The 17,287-nt window shown below is 69.9% G+C and carries 12 protein-coding genes and 1 pseudogene; 6 read left to right on the top strand and 7 right to left on the bottom strand.

Features of this window, described 5'->3' with window-relative positions:
* Positions 1-12 precede the first annotated feature (12 nt).
* The 4 genes from WT60_RS32910 (at position 13) to WT60_RS32895 (ending at position 5,698) form a co-directional block, all read left to right on the top strand.
* Entirely contained in the window at positions 13-1,581 is a 1,569-nt protein-coding gene (locus WT60_RS32910) for a thioredoxin family protein (RefSeq protein ID WP_060355919.1), read from the top strand.
* Between the two features lie 371 nt (positions 1,582-1,952).
* Entirely contained in the window at positions 1,953-2,417 is a 465-nt protein-coding gene (locus WT60_RS32905) for a type III secretion system chaperone (RefSeq protein WP_059579850.1), read from the top strand.
* 150 nt (positions 2,418-2,567) lie between these two features.
* Positions 2,568-2,939, top strand: coding sequence for a hypothetical protein (locus tag WT60_RS32900; RefSeq protein WP_059642780.1), 372 nt, complete (start codon positions 2,568-2,570; stop codon positions 2,937-2,939).
* Between the two features lie 230 nt (positions 2,940-3,169).
* Positions 3,170-5,698, top strand: a complete 2,529-nt coding sequence (locus WT60_RS32895) for a transglycosylase domain-containing protein (RefSeq protein ID WP_060355918.1) — start codon at positions 3,170-3,172, stop codon at positions 5,696-5,698.
* Between the two features lie 235 nt (positions 5,699-5,933).
* Here the strand turns inward: WT60_RS32895 and WT60_RS32890 are convergent, their stop codons facing one another.
* From WT60_RS32890 to WT60_RS32870, 6 genes and pseudogenes are all read right to left on the bottom strand, one after another.
* On the bottom strand, positions 5,934-7,286 hold the full coding sequence (locus WT60_RS32890; RefSeq protein ID WP_060355917.1) for a putative glycoside hydrolase: 1,353 nt from the start codon (positions 7,284-7,286) through the stop codon (positions 5,934-5,936).
* The gene (locus WT60_RS34230) at positions 7,283-7,726 is read right to left on the bottom strand and encodes a hypothetical protein (protein ID WP_145986941.1); all 444 of its coding nucleotides are present in this window, start codon (positions 7,724-7,726) and stop codon (positions 7,283-7,285) included. Before WT60_RS34230 ends, WT60_RS32890 begins: the two co-directional genes overlap by 4 nt.
* Positions 7,723-8,681, bottom strand: a pseudogene (locus tag WT60_RS32885) (polysaccharide deacetylase family protein); the annotation flags it as partial. The gene WT60_RS34230 and the pseudogene WT60_RS32885, both read right to left, overlap by 4 nt.
* Before the next feature lie 709 nt (positions 8,682-9,390).
* Positions 9,391-10,341, bottom strand: a complete 951-nt coding sequence (locus WT60_RS32880; RefSeq protein ID WP_059579865.1) for a DmsC/YnfH family molybdoenzyme membrane anchor subunit — start codon at positions 10,339-10,341, stop codon at positions 9,391-9,393.
* Between the two features lie 60 nt (positions 10,342-10,401).
* Complete coding sequence (locus tag WT60_RS32875) at positions 10,402-11,157, bottom strand: 4Fe-4S dicluster domain-containing protein (RefSeq protein WP_059579868.1); 756 nt, start codon at positions 11,155-11,157, stop codon at positions 10,402-10,404.
* Between the two features lie 13 nt (positions 11,158-11,170).
* Positions 11,171-14,092, bottom strand: a complete 2,922-nt coding sequence (locus WT60_RS32870; RefSeq protein ID WP_060355915.1) for a molybdopterin oxidoreductase family protein — start codon at positions 14,090-14,092, stop codon at positions 11,171-11,173.
* A 510-nt stretch (positions 14,093-14,602) separates the two neighbouring features.
* Between WT60_RS32870 and WT60_RS32860 the strand changes: the two genes are divergently transcribed.
* Positions 14,603-15,037, top strand: a complete 435-nt coding sequence (locus WT60_RS32860) for an Hsp20/alpha crystallin family protein (protein ID WP_038751997.1) — start codon at positions 14,603-14,605, stop codon at positions 15,035-15,037.
* A 422-nt stretch (positions 15,038-15,459) separates the two neighbouring features.
* Here WT60_RS32860 and WT60_RS32850 read toward each other — a convergent pair whose 3' ends face one another.
* Positions 15,460-16,131, bottom strand: coding sequence for a nitroreductase family protein (locus tag WT60_RS32850; RefSeq protein WP_059642759.1), 672 nt, complete (start codon positions 16,129-16,131; stop codon positions 15,460-15,462).
* A 345-nt stretch (positions 16,132-16,476) separates the two neighbouring features.
* On the opposite strand from WT60_RS32850, the gene WT60_RS32840 reads away from it, so the two are divergent.
* Complete coding sequence (locus WT60_RS32840; RefSeq protein WP_038755286.1) at positions 16,477-16,926, top strand: CBS domain-containing protein; 450 nt, start codon at positions 16,477-16,479, stop codon at positions 16,924-16,926.
* Positions 16,927-17,287 lie beyond the last annotated feature (361 nt).

Below are 17,287 nucleotides of genomic sequence, written 5' to 3'. Positions count from 1 at the left end.
GGACTCTCATCGATGAAAACTGCGATTCGAAAGCTGACGGCGTCGCTGCTCGTCGCCGCCGCGGGCGCGTGCTTCGCCGCCGACGCGCCCCACGCGCCCGAGCATCTGCCGCCCGGCATCGCGTGGCGGCAAGGCGACGTCGACGCCGCGTTCGCCGAGGCGAAGCGCACGAACAAGCCGCTGTTCCTGTATTGGGGCGCGGTCTGGTGCCCGTCGTGCAATCAGGTGAAGTCGACGATCTTCAGCCAGCAGGCGTTCAAAGCGCGCTCGTCGTTCTTCGTGCCGGTTTATCTCGACGGCGACACCGAGAATGCGCAGAAGATCGGCGAGCGCTTCAAGGTGCGCGGCTATCCGACGATGATCCTGTTCCGGCCGGACGGCGCCGAAGTCACGCGGCTGCCGGGCGAAGTCGATCTCGACCGCTACATGCAGGCGCTGTCGATCGGGCTGAACGCCGCGCATCCGTTCAAGCAGACGCTCGCTGCCGCGCTGAAGGACGGCGCGCGCGTCACGCCCGACGACTGGCGCGTGCTCGCCGACTACTCGTGGGACACCGACGGCGATCTGCCGGTGCCGAACGAGCGCGTCGCGACGACGCTGCAAACGCTCGCCCACCACGCGGGCGCGGGCCATGCGAGCGCCGAGGGGCTGCGGCTCGATTTGAAGGCGGTCGTGTCGGCGGCGCTCGGCGATCCGCCGCAGCGGGGCGATGTCGACAAGGCGGCGGGCGCGGCCGCCGTGCGCGACGCGCTGCGCGACCCGAAGCTTGCGCGCGCGGACTATGACGTGCTCGTCGCCGCGCCGGACGACGTCGTCAAGTATCTGGCGGGCGGCGACGCGGCGGCGCGCGCGACGCTCGCGAAGCAGTACGATGCGGCGCTCGCGCGGCTGTCGACCGATAGGTCGCTCGCCGCGATCGACCGGACGATGGCGCTGCACGGCCGCGTGCGCATCGCGCGGCTCGACGCGAAGCCGGGCGCGCCGCTGCCGTCCGCGCTCGCCGACGCGGTGCGGCGGCAGACCGCGTCGGCGCTCGCCGAATCGACGAACGTCTATGGGCGGCAGGCGGTCGTCAGCGAGGCGGCGGACACGCTGACCGACGCCGGCCAGTTCGATGCGGCCGACGCGCTGCTGAAGGCGGAGATCGCGCGTTCGCCGACGCCGTACTACTTCATGTCGGGGCTCGCGGCGAATGCGAAGGCGCGCGGCGACCGCGCGGCGGCGCTCGCTTGGTACAGGAAGGCGTATGAAGCGGCGACCGGCCCGGCGACGCGGCTGCGCTGGGGCGCGGCGTACTTCGCGAACGCGGTCGATCTCGCGCCGGACGACGCCGAGCGAATCCGCGCGATCGCAAGCGACGTGCTGACGCAGGCGAGCCAGACGCGCAACGCGTTCTACGGCGCGAACCGGCGCGCGCTGACGCGCGTCGTCACGCAGCTCGCGCATTGGCGGCAGGGCGGCGCGCACGACGCGGCGGCGCTCGCGGTCGTCAGGCAGTTCGAAGGCGTGTGCGGGAAGCTGCCGGCGGGCGATCCGCAAGTCGGGACCTGCGAGAGCTTGATCAGGAGCGCGAGGGCATGACGGCGTCGAACGACGCCTCGCGTGCAGGCGCGCGCGGGGCGCGAGAGGGGTGACGCGCTGGGTTGGCGCGCTTGAGCGGCGCGCCCGCGAGCGCGCATTGCGCGCGGACGTCGCGCATTTCCGTGGCGCATGGCCGGAAGCAACATGCGTCGTCGCTCATGCGAAATCGTTTGTCGCGCGAGCCGGCAATGCGCCCGCGCCCGCCCGGCCGCACTGAAGCCACGCGAAGCCGCTGCCCGGAAGCGGTTCGCGCGGCCGGCCCACGCACTTTCCGGGTCAAAATCGAAACAAGCGCCCGGTATTCGAAAGAGGTTCGCGCCCGACTGCCTAACATTGGCGCCGTACGAGCAACCAAGAGCCAATCGATGGAAATGACGAACGCCCTGCTGGGCGAATTCGGCGCGCGGATCGGGCTATCCGATCTGAAATTCGACGCGACCGGCGTATGCCAGCTGCGAATCGACGATCTGAAGCTCGCGCTTTACGACAACCGTGCGCTCGACTGTCTGACGCTGCTCGCCGAATTGCCGATGCCGACGGTCGACACGCTGCAACGCGAAGCGTGGACGCGCTTCGTGCTCGCCCGCCAGTTCGACGCGTTGCACGAGCACGTGCCGACCATCGGCCTGAATCCGCAAACGGATGCGCTCGTGGCGATGCGTCATTTGTCGCCCGCGAACCTGACGCTCGAACGTCTGACGGGCGCATTCGCCGGGCTCGTCGAATGGCTGGCGGCCTGGAGCCGCGAGTCTTGCGCGATCGAGCAACAGGCGTTTTCCGCGTCGCACGATGCGCTTCGCTCGACCCGCGAATACGATGCGCTCGCCCATGCTTGAGCTTGATTCGGTCCCGTTCGTTTCCACGCAATCCGGCGTCGGCCCGGCCGCGGCGGCCGAGCGCAACGCCGGGCGTCTCGACGTCGCCGGAGCGCCGCGCACGATCGCTTCGGCGGCGCATCGTTTCGCTTCGATTTCGACGATCCGCATTTGCGCGATACCGCGTGGCTCAGCCTCGTCGAAATGTGTTTCGCGCGCACGCCGAAGCTCGATCGGCACATCGAAGGCCCGAGCCGGGACGAATGCGCGCGCTTGTCCGGGCGCACGCCGCAGCCGCTCCGGACGGCATTCGCCGGCGAGGTCATGAAGGCGGGCACTGCGCTGTCCGTCGTGCGCGACGGGCGCGCGAACCTGCCGCCGGACGCGCGGGCGCGCGTGCTCGGCGGCGTCGACGACGTGCCTGTCAGCAAGCTCGTCAACAAGCTCGCCGACGCCCTGCATCGCCCGGAGATCGGGGCGGCGCGCCGCGTCTTCTCGAACCGGTACATGGAAGTCGCGGTCAAGAAGGACGACAAGTTTTGACGCCGATGCGGCGGCGCGGATGACGGCCGCCGCCGTCGCCGCGGTGCGCGCCCGTTGCCCGGAACGACGGGCGTGAACCGCGGCGTCGCGGGCGGGGCCGCAGTTGCGACGCGTCGGCGTCAACGGCGGCATCGGCGGCAGCATCGCGATGCCGCTCCGGCCCCGCCATCCTTCGGGCGCGTCGCCGCGTTTGGTACGATGCACGCTTTCCCACCCATTCGCATCACCGCGTGAATCGCCGAATCGTGTCGTCCGTCCTCGACCGTTGCGCGGCCTGGCTCGCCGCCGCAAAGCCGCACGCCGCCAACGTCCTGCGCCGCTTGCGTCATCCGACGCGACGCGGCGTCCTGCTCGCGCTCGCCGCCGTTCCCGCGCTGTTCGTGATCTACGTGTTCGCGCTGATCCCGTTCACGCCGGGCATCGGCGACATCCGCAAGGCGCGCGTCGACGCGCCCGCGCAGATCCTGTCCGCCGACGGCAAGCTGCTCGCCGAGTTCAAGCCGTCGAACCGCGAATGGGTGCCGCTCGCGGGCATCTCGCCGAAGATGGTCGATGCGCTGATCTCGACCGAGGACCACCGCTTCTACGAGCACCACGGCCTCGACTGGCGCCGCACCGCGGGCGCCGCGCTGCGCACGTTCTCGGGCGAGCGGCAGGGCGGCTCGACGATCACGCAGCAGCTCGCGCGCAATCTGTATCCGGACGAGATCGGCCGCGCGCCGACGCTCACGCGCAAGCTGAAAGAGGCGATCACCGCGCTGAAGATCGAGGCGGTCTACAGCAAGCCGCAGATTCTCGAGACGTATCTGAACACGGTGCCGTTCCTGTACAACGCGTACGGCGTCGAGATGGCGGCGCGCACGTACTTCGACAAATCGGCCGATCAGCTCGACGCGCTCGACGCCGCGACGCTCGTCGGCATGCTGAAGGGCAACAGCTATTACAACCCGGTGCTGAACCCCGAGCGCGCGCTCGCGCGGCGCAACACGGTGCTTGCGCAGATGGTGAAGTACGGGAAGTTGTCGCCCGCCGCGTATGCGTCGCTGCAGAGGAAGCCGCTGCGGATCGACTTCGAGCGGCAGAAGGAGCCGCCCGGCCCCGCGCCGCATTTCGCGCAGCAACTGCGCAAGTGGCTGATCGCGTGGGCCGACCGCAACGACTACAACATCTACTCGGACGGCCTCGTCGTGCGCACGACGATCGATTCGCGGCTGCAGACGTACGCGACGCAGGCACTCGCGCGGCAGACGAATCAGCTTCAGGGCGTCGCGAACGGGATGTGGAACGCGGGCAGCGGCTGCGCGCCGGGCAATCCGCTATTCCGCGCGTTCGTGCGCGAGACGCCGCAGTTCCGCGCGGCGCTCGACGGCGGCGCGACCGAGGGCGCGGCGCTCAAGCGCCTGCTCGCCGATCGCGGCTTCGCGCGCGCGCTCTGCAAGACGAAGGCCGACGTGCAGGCGGGCTTTCTCGCGATCGATCCGCGCAACGGGCAAATCAGGGCGTGGGTCGGCAGCCGCGACTTCACGACCGAGCCGTTCGATCACGTGCAGCAGGCGCGCCGGCAACCGGGCTCGACATTCAAGCCGTTCGTCTACGGCGCGGCGTTCGCGGCGGGCGCGACGCCCGACGACACGTTCGTCGATCAGCCGGTCGAGATTGCGCTGAAGGGCGGCGAGATCTGGCGGCCCGACGACGACGCGCCGCCGACCGGCAAGCCGATGACGCTGCGCGACGCGATCGCGTATTCGCGCAACCGGATCACCGCGCAGCTGATGATGAAAGTCGGCCCGCAAAAGGTCGCGCGGCTCGCGCGCGCGATGGGCGTGCGCGACAGCGAGCTCGACGCGGTGCCGGCGCTCGCGCTCGGCACGAGCCCCGTCACGCTCAAGGAGATGGTGTCCGCGTACGCGACGATCGCGAACGTCGGCGAATACGTCGAGCCGCGGATGGTCACGCGCATCGAGGATCGCAACGGCGAGGTGCTCGCCGAATTCGCGAGCGCGTCGCCCGAGCGCGCGCTCGACGCGTCGGCGGCGCGCACGCTGATCGACGTGATGCGCGGCGTCGTCGAGCGCGGCACCGGCGCGGCGATCCGCTCGCGCTACGGCATTCGCGCGGACGTCGCCGGCAAGACCGGCACGACGCAGGGCGACACCGACGGCTGGTTCATCCTGATGCAGCCGGAACTCGTGGCGGGCGCGTGGGTCGGCTTCGACGACGGCCGCGTGACGCTCGGCAGCGACTGGGGGCAAGGGGCGAGGAGCGCGCTGCCGATCGTCGGCGACTTCTATCAGCGGGCGATTCGCGCGCGGATCGTCGACACGCGCGAGCGCTTCGCGACCGAGGCGCCGCCGGGCGCGTTCGACACGTTCCGCGACAAGCTCGGCGACTGGTATCGCTATCTGTTCGGGAAGCCCGAGCCGCAGAAGGCCGCGCCGCCGCCGAAGGCGCCGCGTGCGCCGGTGGAGGAGGTGATGCCGGCGTCCGAGGTCGAAGCGGCTTCCGAGGCAGCCGCGGCGGCGCGCGCCGCGTCCGAAGCGTCAGCCTCGGCCGCGTCGGCCGTGAGCGTTGCGCCGTTCGCGCCGGGCGGCGCATCCGCGCCTCAGATGCCGCCGCTGCTGCAGCCGACGCCGCCTTCGTCCGTGCAGCCGCCGCCCGCCGCGCAGCCGGACAACGGCTTGCCGAACGACAGCGCGCCGATGTCGCCGACGCCGACGCCCGACGCGCCGGCGGCGAGCGGAACGGGCGCAGGCAACTAGCGGCGCCGCGCGAAGGAGGGGCGGAGCCGCGACGCGCCCGCGCATGCCGGCGGCGTGCGCGTCGCCGGATCGGCCCGCGCCGGCTGGCGCGCAAGCAGGCGGTGCGCGGCGGCGCGGGACATCGGCGCGGCGGCGCGTGCCGCCGTCGAGCACACGCAAACACTGCGGCCTCGAGACGAGTTCGAGAGCGGCCGTGTCGATCCGCTTCGCGCGGCCACGCCGTGCCGCCGCGCGCTCATTTCGGCAACTGTTGCGGATCGTAGCGATTGCGCGCGTTCCACAGCATCCAGCCGTCGGTGTCGGCGGCCTCGGCGGCGTCGACCTGCGCGCGGATCTCCTCCGCCGCGAAATCGCGGCGGTCGAACGCATAGTCGCGAAACGCCTGCAGCCATGGCCGGAACCGCACGCCCGGCAGCCCGGTCCGCGAGCGCGCCTCGGCGAGCGAGCGGCGCACGATCTGCCCCGGATCGGCAGTCGGCTGCGTGCAGCCCGGCAATCCCCACGTGAAGCCGGACGGGTAGAGCATCGGCGAAATGTAGTCGAGCGGCCCGCCGAGCATTTCGATCTGCTGACCGATCGCGGTGTCGTCCTCGTTCCAGCAGACGTAGCCGAAGATATCGGCGGCGACGAACACGTTGTACGGCGCGAGCCGGCCGCGCGCCGCCTGCAGGAAGCCCGTGATCGCCGCGGTGCGGTTCGCGCGCGTGTTCGGCACGCTGAAGCGCAGCCCGCGCGCGTCCGGAAAGCGCACGTAGTCGAACTGGATTTCGTCGAAGCCGAGCTTCGCCGCTTCCTCGGCGACGTCGAGGTTGTGCGTCCACGCCTCGCGCAGCGTCGGATCGATCCAGCGCAGCTTCTCGCGATCGTGCCACACGTCGCCGTCCGCATCGCGCACCGTCCAGTCCGGATGCGCGGCGGCGAGCGGATCGTCCTTGAACACGACGATCCGCGCGATCAGATAGAACCCGCGCCGATGCAGATCGCCGACGAGCGCGGCGAAGTCGCGCACCACGGGCGCGTTCGGCGTTTGCGCGGCCGCGCCCGACGCGCGCCGCGCCGCGCTCGGATACGGCGCGATGCCGCGATCGCCCTTCATGTCGATGACGAGCGCGTTGATCGCGGTGTCGCCCTTGAGTTTCGTCGCGGCGTCGCGCAGCGTCTTGCTCGTGATCCCGAATACGGACAGATAGACAGCCTTCGGCCGGAACGGCGCGAGCGCGACGGTGACGGGTTTGCCGGTTTCGACGGCCGCGCGCGTCGCGAGATAGCCGGGCGCGCGCACGGCGATGTCGGCGGCGGCCGCGCCGCTCGAGAACGCGCCGTGGTCGTCCGCGCGCATCGGGCGGCCGCCGATCGTCACGACCGCGGCCGCGATCGGCTTGCCGGTTCGCGCGTCGACGACGGTGCCGCGGACGGCGGGCGCGGGCGTTGGAGTTGGCGTCGGCGTCGGCGTCGGCGATGCGGCCGCCGGTGCGCCGGATGATGCGTCGGCGGCGAGCGCATCGCCGGCCGGCGGCACGGCTGCCAATGCGACGGCGAGCACGCACGCACGGGCGCTCGTACGCAACCATTGTGCGATTGTGTTCATGTGCGGTCCTCTGCATGCGTCGCGACGAACGCGTCGGTAGGCGCGGCGGCGGCAATGGCGAGCGCGCGTGTGCAAGGGCTCGTTCGCAGCCGTCGGGCGAGCCCGTTCATGGTCGATCTCCCGCGTGCGTCACGGCGATCGCATCGATGAGTGCGGGCGGCGATGGCGAATGTGCGCGCACATGCGCAGGTTTTCAGCCATTGCGAACACGCGTTCATCGCCGGCCCGCCCGCATGCGTCGCGGCGAGCGCGCCGGCGGATGCGGCGGCCGTGACGGCGAGCGCGTCCGCGGCGGCGTTGGTCCGTGATCCATGATCGAACTCGGGCATGAGCGATGCTTCGAGTGAATATCGGCGCTCGCCGTGGCGGTTACGGCGGAGGTGGTTGCCGTGAGCGTGCGAGTGATCGCGCACCCTTGGCCGAGAGTCGATTTCGTTCACTGCGGAACCTCCGCGTGCATGTCGGCATGAGTATCGGCGTGAGAAGCGGTGTGAGAAGCGGCATGCGCATCGTCGCGCTCGCCGAGCAGCCGCGCGAGCGCGGCCGGCGTGCAACTTTCGACGATCAGGAAGCGCGGCAGCGCGAGCGGCGCGTCGCCGCGCCGGGCCTTGCGCGCGTCGAGCGTGAAGCCCGCGACGTAGCCCGCCTGAGCGGCGAGCGCCGTGAGTTCGTCGTCGTAGAGGCCGAACGGCCATGCGAGCAGATCGATCCGGCCGCCGACTTCGCGCTCGAGCAACGCGCGCGAATGCGCGAACTGCGTCGCGGCGAAGCGGCGGAACGCGTCCGGCGCGAGACGCCGCCGCTCGGTGCGGAAGTTCGGATGCCACCACGTATGCGACTGGATGTCGAAGCGGCCGGTGTCGCGCAATGCGCGCAGCTCGTCCCACGTCATTGCGTACGATGCGTTCGAGATCGCGGACGGATAGATGAACAACGTGACGGGCAGCCGCTCGCGCAGCACGATCGGCCGCAATAGTTCGTACACCGAGCGATGGCCGTCGTCGACGGTGATCGCGACCGCCTTGTCCGGCAGCGACGCGGACGGCGACGCCGCCCATGCGACGACCTCGCGCAGCGGCACGACGGTGTAGCCATGCGAGCGGAGGAATGCGAGCTGCGCTTCGAATGTGCTGACTCGGATGGTCATCGAGTCGGGCGGCGCTGATATCGAGAAACGGTGATAGACGAGAATCGCGGGGCGCGACGCACCGTCGGCGGGCGGTGCGGCGGCATCGGCGTTTGCCCCGGCGAACGCCGGCGATGCGACGCTCGCCGCCGATGCGAGACACCAGGCCGCCGCCGCGAGCCGGAATCGGGTGAAGCGGGAGCCTGAGTGTCGCAATGGCGTTCCTTCGGTTGTTCGAAACTTGTTCGGGCGGACCGATCGCGATTGCGCCGGGGCGTCGCGAGTGGCGGCGAGCATGCGTGCGCACGCTTCGTCGCCGTGCGCTTCGCCTCGATCGGCGGGTGCTTTCGCCATGCGGACGCGCTCACCGAGCCCGCCGCGCACGCATGCCCGCCGCGCAAGCATGCCCGATGCATCATGCGGCACGATGATTCGCCGTCGGCGAGCCACGGCAGCGCGACGAGGCCGATTCACCCCGCTCTTGCGGGCGGCCCGGGGGCGACCGTCACGGCAGCGCGCCGAGCGGAGCCGGTGGACGCCACCGGTTCCCGTAAAGGCTCACGTCAGCTCCCGTAAAGACTCACCGCCGCGGCGCCGAACGCCGTTGCGGCGGCCACGTGAGCGGCCGGCGCGCGTGGCCGGGCGGATCGCATCGAATCGAACCGGTTACGCCATGTCGAACATGCTGCTATGGTTTGAGCGGCGGCGATTGATCGTGGTCAATAACGCCGGCCTTGGCGCCGCGAATTCGACGGACGCGGGTCGCGCGGACGGCGGCGCGAGCGAAGAGGAAAGACGAACGATACCGGGGCGCGACGCGAAAGACATCGGCAGGCGGCGTCGGCGGGGCGGCGGGGCGCTGCGGGGCGGCGCATGCGTCACGTCAGGCGGCGAGCGCCTCGGCCGAGCGCAACGTCCGCATGCCGGACGCGCGCATCGAGCGCAACCTCGATGCGCTCGATACGCACGCGCCGTTCGTCACGCGGCGCTCTGGTAATAGACGTTTTGCGGATGCCGCGCTTCGGCGAAGAAAAACCAGCGTTCCGCGACGAGCCCCGCATACTGGATCGCGAACGCGCCGCACGCAAGCGCGAACGACGCGACGGCCGGCGCGGCCGCGCCGCCGATCGCGAGCAGCAGGAACGGCAACGCGAACGCGCAGATCAGGAACGTCCACTTCACGCGTTGCAGCGTGCGCGGCGTTTTCCCGTGAAAGAACTCGCGCAGGTTGAACGCGCCGGCCGTGAAGCCGCGCGATCGCTGGACGACCTGCCGCGCGCGAATGCCGGTCGCGCTCTGCACGGTCGAGCGCGGCCGCAGCCGTGCGTTGCGCGCGAGCGACGCGACGCGCGTCGCGCCGCCCGCGAGGGTCAGCGCGCATGCGCACGCGGCGAGCGCGGGCACGAGCGGCGGAACGAACCACGCGGCGCCGGCGGTCGCGAGCGTGAAGCCGGACGCGCAACCGAGCAGCACGAAATTGGTCATCGTGAGCGGCGTCGCCCATTCCTGCAGAAAGCGCAGACAGATGTAGATCATGCCGGTGCAGACGAACAGCGCGCCGCCCGCGATCGTCGCGAGCAGGCCGAGCGCGAGCGTGTACGGCAGCGCGAGCAGATGCGCGCCGCCGTAGGCGGTCGTGCACGCGAGAAACACCGGCAGCGCGATGCATTCGCGCGCGAGCCACGACGTGCGCCACATCGCGATCGCGCGCCACGCGCGCTCCGGATGCCCGAGATGGAAGAACGACGCGAACAGGCCGAGCGAGCCGAGCAGCACCGACAGCGCCGCGTTCGCGACGAAGAACGCCTGCGGCGGCGCTGCGAACAGCCCGAGCCGCGCCGCGAGCTCGACGCCGAACAGCGCGATCATGAGCCCCTGGCTCGCGCCGCACAGCGTCGTCAGGAAGATGACCGAGAAAGCGGGTTTCATGCGTGGTGCTCCGGATTCGTTATCAAAGGCGATGGCCGGTGACGCGCGCGTCCGGCGCGTTCAGGCGCGCTTCGCGAGCGCGGCGAGATTCACCGGTGCGTACGCGAAGTCGTCGTCGGCGGAAGCGGGCGCGGGGGCAGGCGAGACCGCCGCGTCCGCCGATCCGCATGCGCACGCGTTGCCGCCGCCGCCGCAGGCGGTCGTCGTGCGGCGCGGCAGATAGTGATTCGCGGGCCGCGTGCCCCATTCCGGCATCAGCTGATAGCCGCCGCGCTCGCGAATCGCTTGCGATACGGCCGAATCGGGATCGTGAATGTCGCCGAACAGGCGCGCCGACGTCGGACATGCGAGCACGCAGGCGGGCTGGCGGTCGCGCTCGGGCAGCGCGTCGTCATGGATGCGGTCCGCGCAGAGCGTGCACTTCGTCATTTCCTTGCGCGCCTCGTCGAGCTCCCGCGCGCCGTACGGGCACGCCCACGCGCAATACTTGCAGCCGATGCACTTGTCGTAATCGACGAGCACGAGCCCGTCTTCCTTGCGCTTGTAGCTCGCGCCCGTCGGGCACACGGGCACGCACGGCGGGTCTTCGCAATGCAGGCACGACTTCGGAAAGTGGATCGTGTCGGCGAGCGGAAACTCGCCCGCCTCGAACGTCTGCACGCGGTTGAAGAACGTGCCGGACGGATCGGCGTCGTACGGCCGCACGTCCGACAGCGCGCCCGCCGCGCCCGACGTGTTCCATTCCTTGCAGCTCGTCACGCAGGCATGGCATCCCACGCACACGTTCAGATCGATCACGAGCGCCATTTGCGTCATCGCATGCTCCTCGTCAACGGCGTTTCGCCGGGTTGCGCAGCCGGGCGGCGAATTCGCCGCGGCCCGCGAAATAGCCCTGCACGATGCGTCGCACCGCGCCCGTCACGCCCGGCAGCGCCGGCATCGGCGCGAATTGCGGCAGCGTGTGGTCGGCGTGCGCTTCGGCCGGGTAGATGCGCACGCGCACGTCGTACCACGCGGCCTGGCCGGTGATCGGATCGGAGTTCGAGATGCGCGGCGCACGCGCGGCGTCGCCGGGCAGCTCGTCGGTGATCACGTGGTTCAGCAGGAAGCCGCGCTGCGATTCGTTCGCGTGCGGGCCGAGATTCCACGCGCCCGCCGCCTTGCCGATCGCGTTCCAGGTCCACACGGTGCCCGGCTCGACAACCTCGCTGTAGCGTGCGCGGCAACGCACCTTGCCCCATTGCGATTCGACGTAGATCCAGCCGCCGTCGTCGATGCCCGCTTCGCGCGCGGCCTTCGGGTTCACGAACAGATAGTTCTCCCCATGAATCTGGCGAAGCCACGCGTTCTGCGAATCCCACGAGTGATACATCGCCATCGGCCGCTGCGTGACGGCGGCGAGCGGGTAGCGTTGCAGATCGGTCGCGCCGAGCTCGAGCGGCTCGTACCAGAACGGCAGCGGATCGAAATAGCGCGCGATGCGCGCGCGCAAATGGTCGGGCGGCTGCCGGCCGCTCGTCCTGCCCTGGGCGGCGAGGCGGAATGTCTGCATCACGTCCGAATAGAGGTGGATCACGATCGGCTCGTCGAACTTGCGAAAGCCCTTCTCGACCGCCCATTTCAGATACGGGCCGTTGCAGCCGCGCATGTACTGCAGCGTATCCGGCAGCGTGTGGTGGAACACGCAGCCGTGCTTCGCGTATTCGTCCCATTGGCGCGGATTCGGCGCGCCGACGAGCGCGTCGCCGCCGTTCTCGCCGCGCCAGCCCATCAGGAAGCCGACGCCGGAATTGGGCGCGGTCTGATAGTCGACGACGAAGTGCGGATAGTCGCGGAACTTGCGCGTGCCGTCCGGATTCGTGAACGCCGGCAGCTTCAGCCGGCTCGCGAGTTCGATCAGCACGTCCTGAAACGGCTTGCATTCGCCTGTCGGCGGCACCACCGGGACGCGCACCGAGTCCGCCGGGCCGTCGAATTCAGAGATCGGGCGGTCGAGCATCGACATCGCGTCGTGACGCTCGAGGTACGTCGTGTCGGGCAGGATCAGATCGGCGAACGCGGTCATTTCGGACTGGAACGCGTCGCACACGACGATGAACGGGATCTTGTATTCGCCGTTCTCGTGCTTGTCCGCGAGCATCTTGCGGACCTCGACCGTGTTCATCGACGAATTCCACGCCATGTTCGCCATGAAGATCATCAGCGTGTCGATCGGATAGGGATCGCCGCGCCACGCGTTCGTGATCACGCTGTGCATCAGGCCGTGCACGGCGAGCGGGTATTCCCACGAGAACGCCTTGTCGATCCGCACCGGGCCGCCGTGCTCGTCGACGAACAGATCCTCGGGCGCGGCCGGCCAGCCGAGCGGGCCCGCCGCGAGCGGCGTGTTCGGGCGCACCGCGTCCGGGCCGTTCGGCGGCTTCGCCGAAGGCGGCACCGCGCGCGGATAAGGCGATTTGTGCCGGAAGCCGCCCGGCCGGTCGATCGTGCCGAGCAGCGACATCAGCACCGCGAGCGCGCGGATCGACTGGAAGCCGTTCGAATGGGCGGCGAGGCCGCGCATCGCATGGAACGCGATCGGGTTGCCGGTGACGGTGTCGTGCGTCTCGCCCCATGCGTCGGTCCAGCGGATCGGCAGCGTGATCCGGTGATCGCGCGCGACGTCCGCCATTTCGTGCGCGAGCCGGCGGATCGTCGCGGCCGGGACGCCCGTGATCCGCTCCGCCCATTCCGGCGTGCATTCGGCGGCGCGCTCGCGCAGCAGCGCGAACGACGGCGCGACGGGCGTGCCGTCGTCGAGCGCGTAGCGGCCCTCGAGCGCGGGCGTCGCGCCGCGCGTGTGATGCGGCACGGGCCGGCCGCTGCCGAGATCCCACCACAGGTGGTTTTGCGGAAACAGCGGATTGCGCTCGGGCGTCGCCGCGTCGCGCACGAACAGGCCGAACGTGTCGGCGTCGGCGCGCATGTCGAGCAGTTCGGCCGCGTTCGTGTAGCGCGTGACGAAGTCGCGATCGTAGCGCTGCGTCTCGATCAGCTCGCGGATCAGCGCCATGAACAGCGCGCCGTCGGTGCCGGGGCGGATCGGCACCCATTCGTCGGCGATCGCCGCGTAGCCGGTGCGGATCGGATTGATCGCGACGAACCGGCCGCCCGCGCGCTTGAACTTCGAGATCGCGATTTTCAGCGGATTGGAATGATGGTCCTCGGCGGTGCCGATCATGAAAAACAGCTTCGCGCGATCGAGATCGGGGCCGCCGAATTCCCAGAACGAGCCGCCGACCGTATAAATCATTCCGGCCGCCATGTTCGCCGAGCAGAAGCCGCCGTGGGCCGCGTAATTCGGCGTGCCGTACTGTTTCGCGAAGAGGCCCGTCAGCGCCTGCATCTGGTCGCGGCCGGTGAAGAGCGCGAAACGCTTCGGATCGGTCGCGCGCAGGTGCGCGAGACGTTTTTCGAGCACGCCGAACGCGCGCTCCCACGACACCGGCTCGAACTGCGCGCTGCCGCGCTCGGCGTGCGCCGTGCGCATCAGCGGCTGCGTGAGCCGCGCGGGCGAGTACTGCTTCATGATCCCCGATGCGCCCTTCGCGCAGATCACGCCCTGATTGAGCGGGTGATCAGGGTTGCCGTCGATGTAGCGGACTTCGCCGTCGCGCAGATGCACGCGGATTCCGCAGCGGCACGCGCACATGTAGCAGGTCGTCGTCTTGACTTCGAGTTTCTCGTTGCCGGATCGCACACGATCGTTCATGTTCGCTCTTTGTCGTGGGGCCTGTCGAAGCGAGCGCGACCGTGGTCGACTCGCGCTTTGCATGCTACGTGCGACGTTCTCGTATGAAAAATCGCGATTTCGAACGGAAGTCATCAGCGGGGCCGATAGATCGCCGATGCAGGCGGAGCGTGCGCACACACAAGCCTCATACGCGGTGCGGTGCGGCGCGGCCGGGCACGTCGCGCGAGCGAGCGGCGGATGCTCGCCGTCCGGTCGCCGCCGAGCCGGCGCGGCGCGCGGACGGAACGAGACGAACCGAAACGAACCGGGCGCGCCGACGCGAGACATCGATGCCGCTGCGGCCCGTTCGGACACCCATGAGCGCTGATTGACTCATGTCAATGCCGGCCGGGCCTGCGGCGCTACGCTGAAATCGGCCGGTATCGATCCGGCCTGCATCAACGAATCGAGAGGCGTTCGGCGAGCGCCGGACGCCGTGTGCGGCGTCGGCCGCGCATCGTGCGCGGCTGCGAATTCCTGGAGAGAGCAATGAGCAATTTGACGCGTTACGACCCGTTTTCGCTGGAGCCCGTGTCCGACCTGTTCCAGGGTCTGTTCCGTCCGCTGCGCAGCATGGTCGACGTCGAAGAAGAGAAGCTCGCGTCGATGAAGATCGACGTGACCGAGAACGATCAGTCCTACATCGTCAAGGCCGAGCTGCCCGGCGTCGACAAGAACGACATCAACGTGCAGATCGAAGGCAACACTGTGTCGATCAACGCGAAGGTCGAGCGCAACAAGGAGCTGAAGGAAGGCGAGCGCGTGATCCGGCGCGAGCGCTATTCGGGCGAGTTCGGCCGGACCTTCTCGCTTGCGAACGAAATCGACCGCGACGCGGCGGTCGCGCAGTATCAGGACGGCGTGCTGTCGCTGACGCTGCCGAAGAAGGCGACGGCGGAGAAAAAGAAGCTGGCGATCAGTTGAGCATGCGCGCGCCGCGGCTGACGCGGCGTTGCGCGATGCGGGCCGGCGCGCGTTCGGCGGCGCGTCGGCCGCGCTTGTGCCGCTTGTGCCTTTTGGCCTGACGCGGCCCGCGCGCGGCTGCCGTCGCGCAATTGATCTGCGATGCATGTGTCGCGCACGGCGAAGCGCGCGCTGAATGCGGCGCGTGCTCCATGCTACGGCGCGAGGCGCGCGGCGCGTGCCGAGCGCCGCCGGTCATCCGTTGCCGGTCATCCGTTGCCGGTCATCCGTTGCCGGTCATCCGTTGCCGGTCATCCGTTGCCGGTCATCCGTTGCCGGTCATCCGTTGCCGGTCATCCACCGCCCGTCATCGCCAGCCCCGATCGACGCGCGGCGTCACGCACCGCTCCCACCCGCGACGCCGCCGCCGAATCGTCATGCGTTCAGGCGTGCCGCGCGCCGCCCGCGTGCGCCGCCGGCTTGCCGACCGTCTGCGCGAGGATCGGCAGTTCGTCTTCGTTCAGGCTGAGCGCGTCGGCGAGCAGCCGATGGTTGATCCAGCCGCGCACGACGCAGCCGAGTCCCGCCGACGCGCAATACAGCGCGACGTTCTGCGCGATCGCGCCCGCCGCCACCGCCGGGAACGCCTCGCGCAGCGGCTTGGGCATCGACAGCAGCCGCGACGTCCGCACGACGTACACGAGATCGAGCGGCGCGGCGCCGACGAAATCCTGGTAGCCGGTCAGGTTGCGCGCGTCGATCGAGCGCTTGAGCAGCAGCCGGTGCAGCGGCGCGTCGTAGCGATAGACGCCGTCCGGCAGCGCGACGTAAACGTCGATTTCGTTGAACGCATGCGCGGACGGCGCGGTGCGGCCGCCCGTTGCCGGGCGGTTGACGCCGTCGGCCGCCCACAGCAGCTCGCCGAGCGTCGTCGGCGCGAGCGCCGCGGACGAGAATTCGCGCGCGCTCGCCCGCAGCGACAGCGCGGCCATCAGCGGCAGGCCCGCGCCGAGATCGGGTTGCGGCAGGTCGATGATCGCGGGCGCCTGCGCTTCGGCAGGCGCGGGCAATGCTACGGCGATCGGTTGATAAGTCAGCAATTCGGGGTCGCTCATGTCCGTCTCCAAGACAGGGGAAAGCCGCGCCGCACCCGCGCGCGAGCGCGTCCGTTCGTCAACGATAGCGAGTGTGCCGGATGCCGAACTGATCCCGATCAAGCGTCGCGCGCCGGCGCGTGCGCGTCGCCACGTCGACGCCGACGCCGACGTTGACGTTGATGTGCGTCAGAATGCGCGAAGGTCGTGCGTGCGACGCTGACCGTTCGCTTGAGCGCTCGCAGGACCGGGCACTTCACCGCATCTCGTTTCGTGTCGTGCCGTTGCGCGACGCGCTGCCGGAACGCCGTCGCGCGCCGGCCGCGCCGCGCGCGGGCGCCCTGCATATGAAAACGGAGGCCGATCGTGAACGCTGCCGAAATCTGCACCCGCGACGTCGCCGTGTGTCGCCGCACCGACACCGTGCTCGACGCCGCGCACCTGATGCGCGACCGCCATGTCGGGGACCTGATCGTCGTCGACGACGCGGGGCGCGCGCAAGAGCCGGTCGGCATGCTGACCGACCGCGACATCGTGCTGTCGCTGATCGCGAAGGAGATCGACCCCGCCGCGCTGTTCGTCGGCGAGATCATGTCCGCGCCGGCGACCGTCGTGCACGAGCAGGACAGCCTGTGGACGATCGCGCACCGGATGCGGCTGACGGGCGCGCGCCGGATGCCGGTCGTGAGCGCGGGCGGCGCGCTCGTCGGCATGGTGTCCGTGGACGACGTGCTGGCGTGCGCGGCGTCGTTGTTCGACGAGATCGCGTCGATCTCCCGGCGCCAGATTCACTTCGAGGAGAAGGCGCGGAGTTGACGCGCGCGCGGGGCGAAGGCGAACGGGTGCGCTTTCGGCAGGCGATAGATATTCTCTGCGGCGAGATGCCGGAGAAAATTGTCGACCTCTCGGAATGCGCGACGAATTGCTCGTGCGGCGCCGGTAAGGAAGCCCCAAAAACCGCATGCGAGCACTTCGCAACCCCGTTTTCAACCGCCCGCCAGAACCTGCGATCAGCGTGACCCGGCTCTGGCCGGGTGCGACGTTCCGCGCGCCGTCATCGCCGCGGCTTCGCCAGCGAATGCGCGGAGCGGTTTCGCCGGAATGGCGTTGCGTCGCGGGTGCCGCGCGGCCGGTCTCGCCGCCGCATAGATCGCCTGCGCGCGAGCGCCGTTGCCGG

Source organism: Burkholderia sp. MSMB617WGS (genome assembly GCF_001532025.2).
Lineage (GTDB): Bacteria > Pseudomonadota > Gammaproteobacteria > Burkholderiales > Burkholderiaceae > Burkholderia > Burkholderia savannae.
Note: the sequence above shows the minus strand (reverse complement) of the source record. Positions and strands in the feature narration are given on the sequence as shown.

Coding starts and splice junctions, on each gene's coding strand:
- WT60_RS32910 (WP_060355919.1), top strand. CDS start 13: ATGAAAACTGCGATTCGAAAGCTGACGGCGTCGCTGCTCGTCGCCGCC.
- WT60_RS32875 (WP_059579868.1), bottom strand. CDS start 11,157: ATGACGCAAATGGCGCTCGTGATCGATCTGAACGTGTGCGTGGGATGC.
- WT60_RS32850 (WP_059642759.1), bottom strand. CDS start 16,131: ATGAGCGACCCCGAATTGCTGACTTATCAACCGATCGCCGTAGCATTG.
- WT60_RS32860 (WP_038751997.1), top strand. CDS start 14,603: ATGAGCAATTTGACGCGTTACGACCCGTTTTCGCTGGAGCCCGTGTCC.
- WT60_RS32890 (WP_060355917.1), bottom strand. CDS start 7,286: ATGAACACAATCGCACAATGGTTGCGTACGAGCGCCCGTGCGTGCGTG.
- WT60_RS32870 (WP_060355915.1), bottom strand. CDS start 14,092: ATGAACGATCGTGTGCGATCCGGCAACGAGAAACTCGAAGTCAAGACG.
- WT60_RS32880 (WP_059579865.1), bottom strand. CDS start 10,341: ATGAAACCCGCTTTCTCGGTCATCTTCCTGACGACGCTGTGCGGCGCG.
- WT60_RS32905 (WP_059579850.1), top strand. CDS start 1,953: ATGACGAACGCCCTGCTGGGCGAATTCGGCGCGCGGATCGGGCTATCC.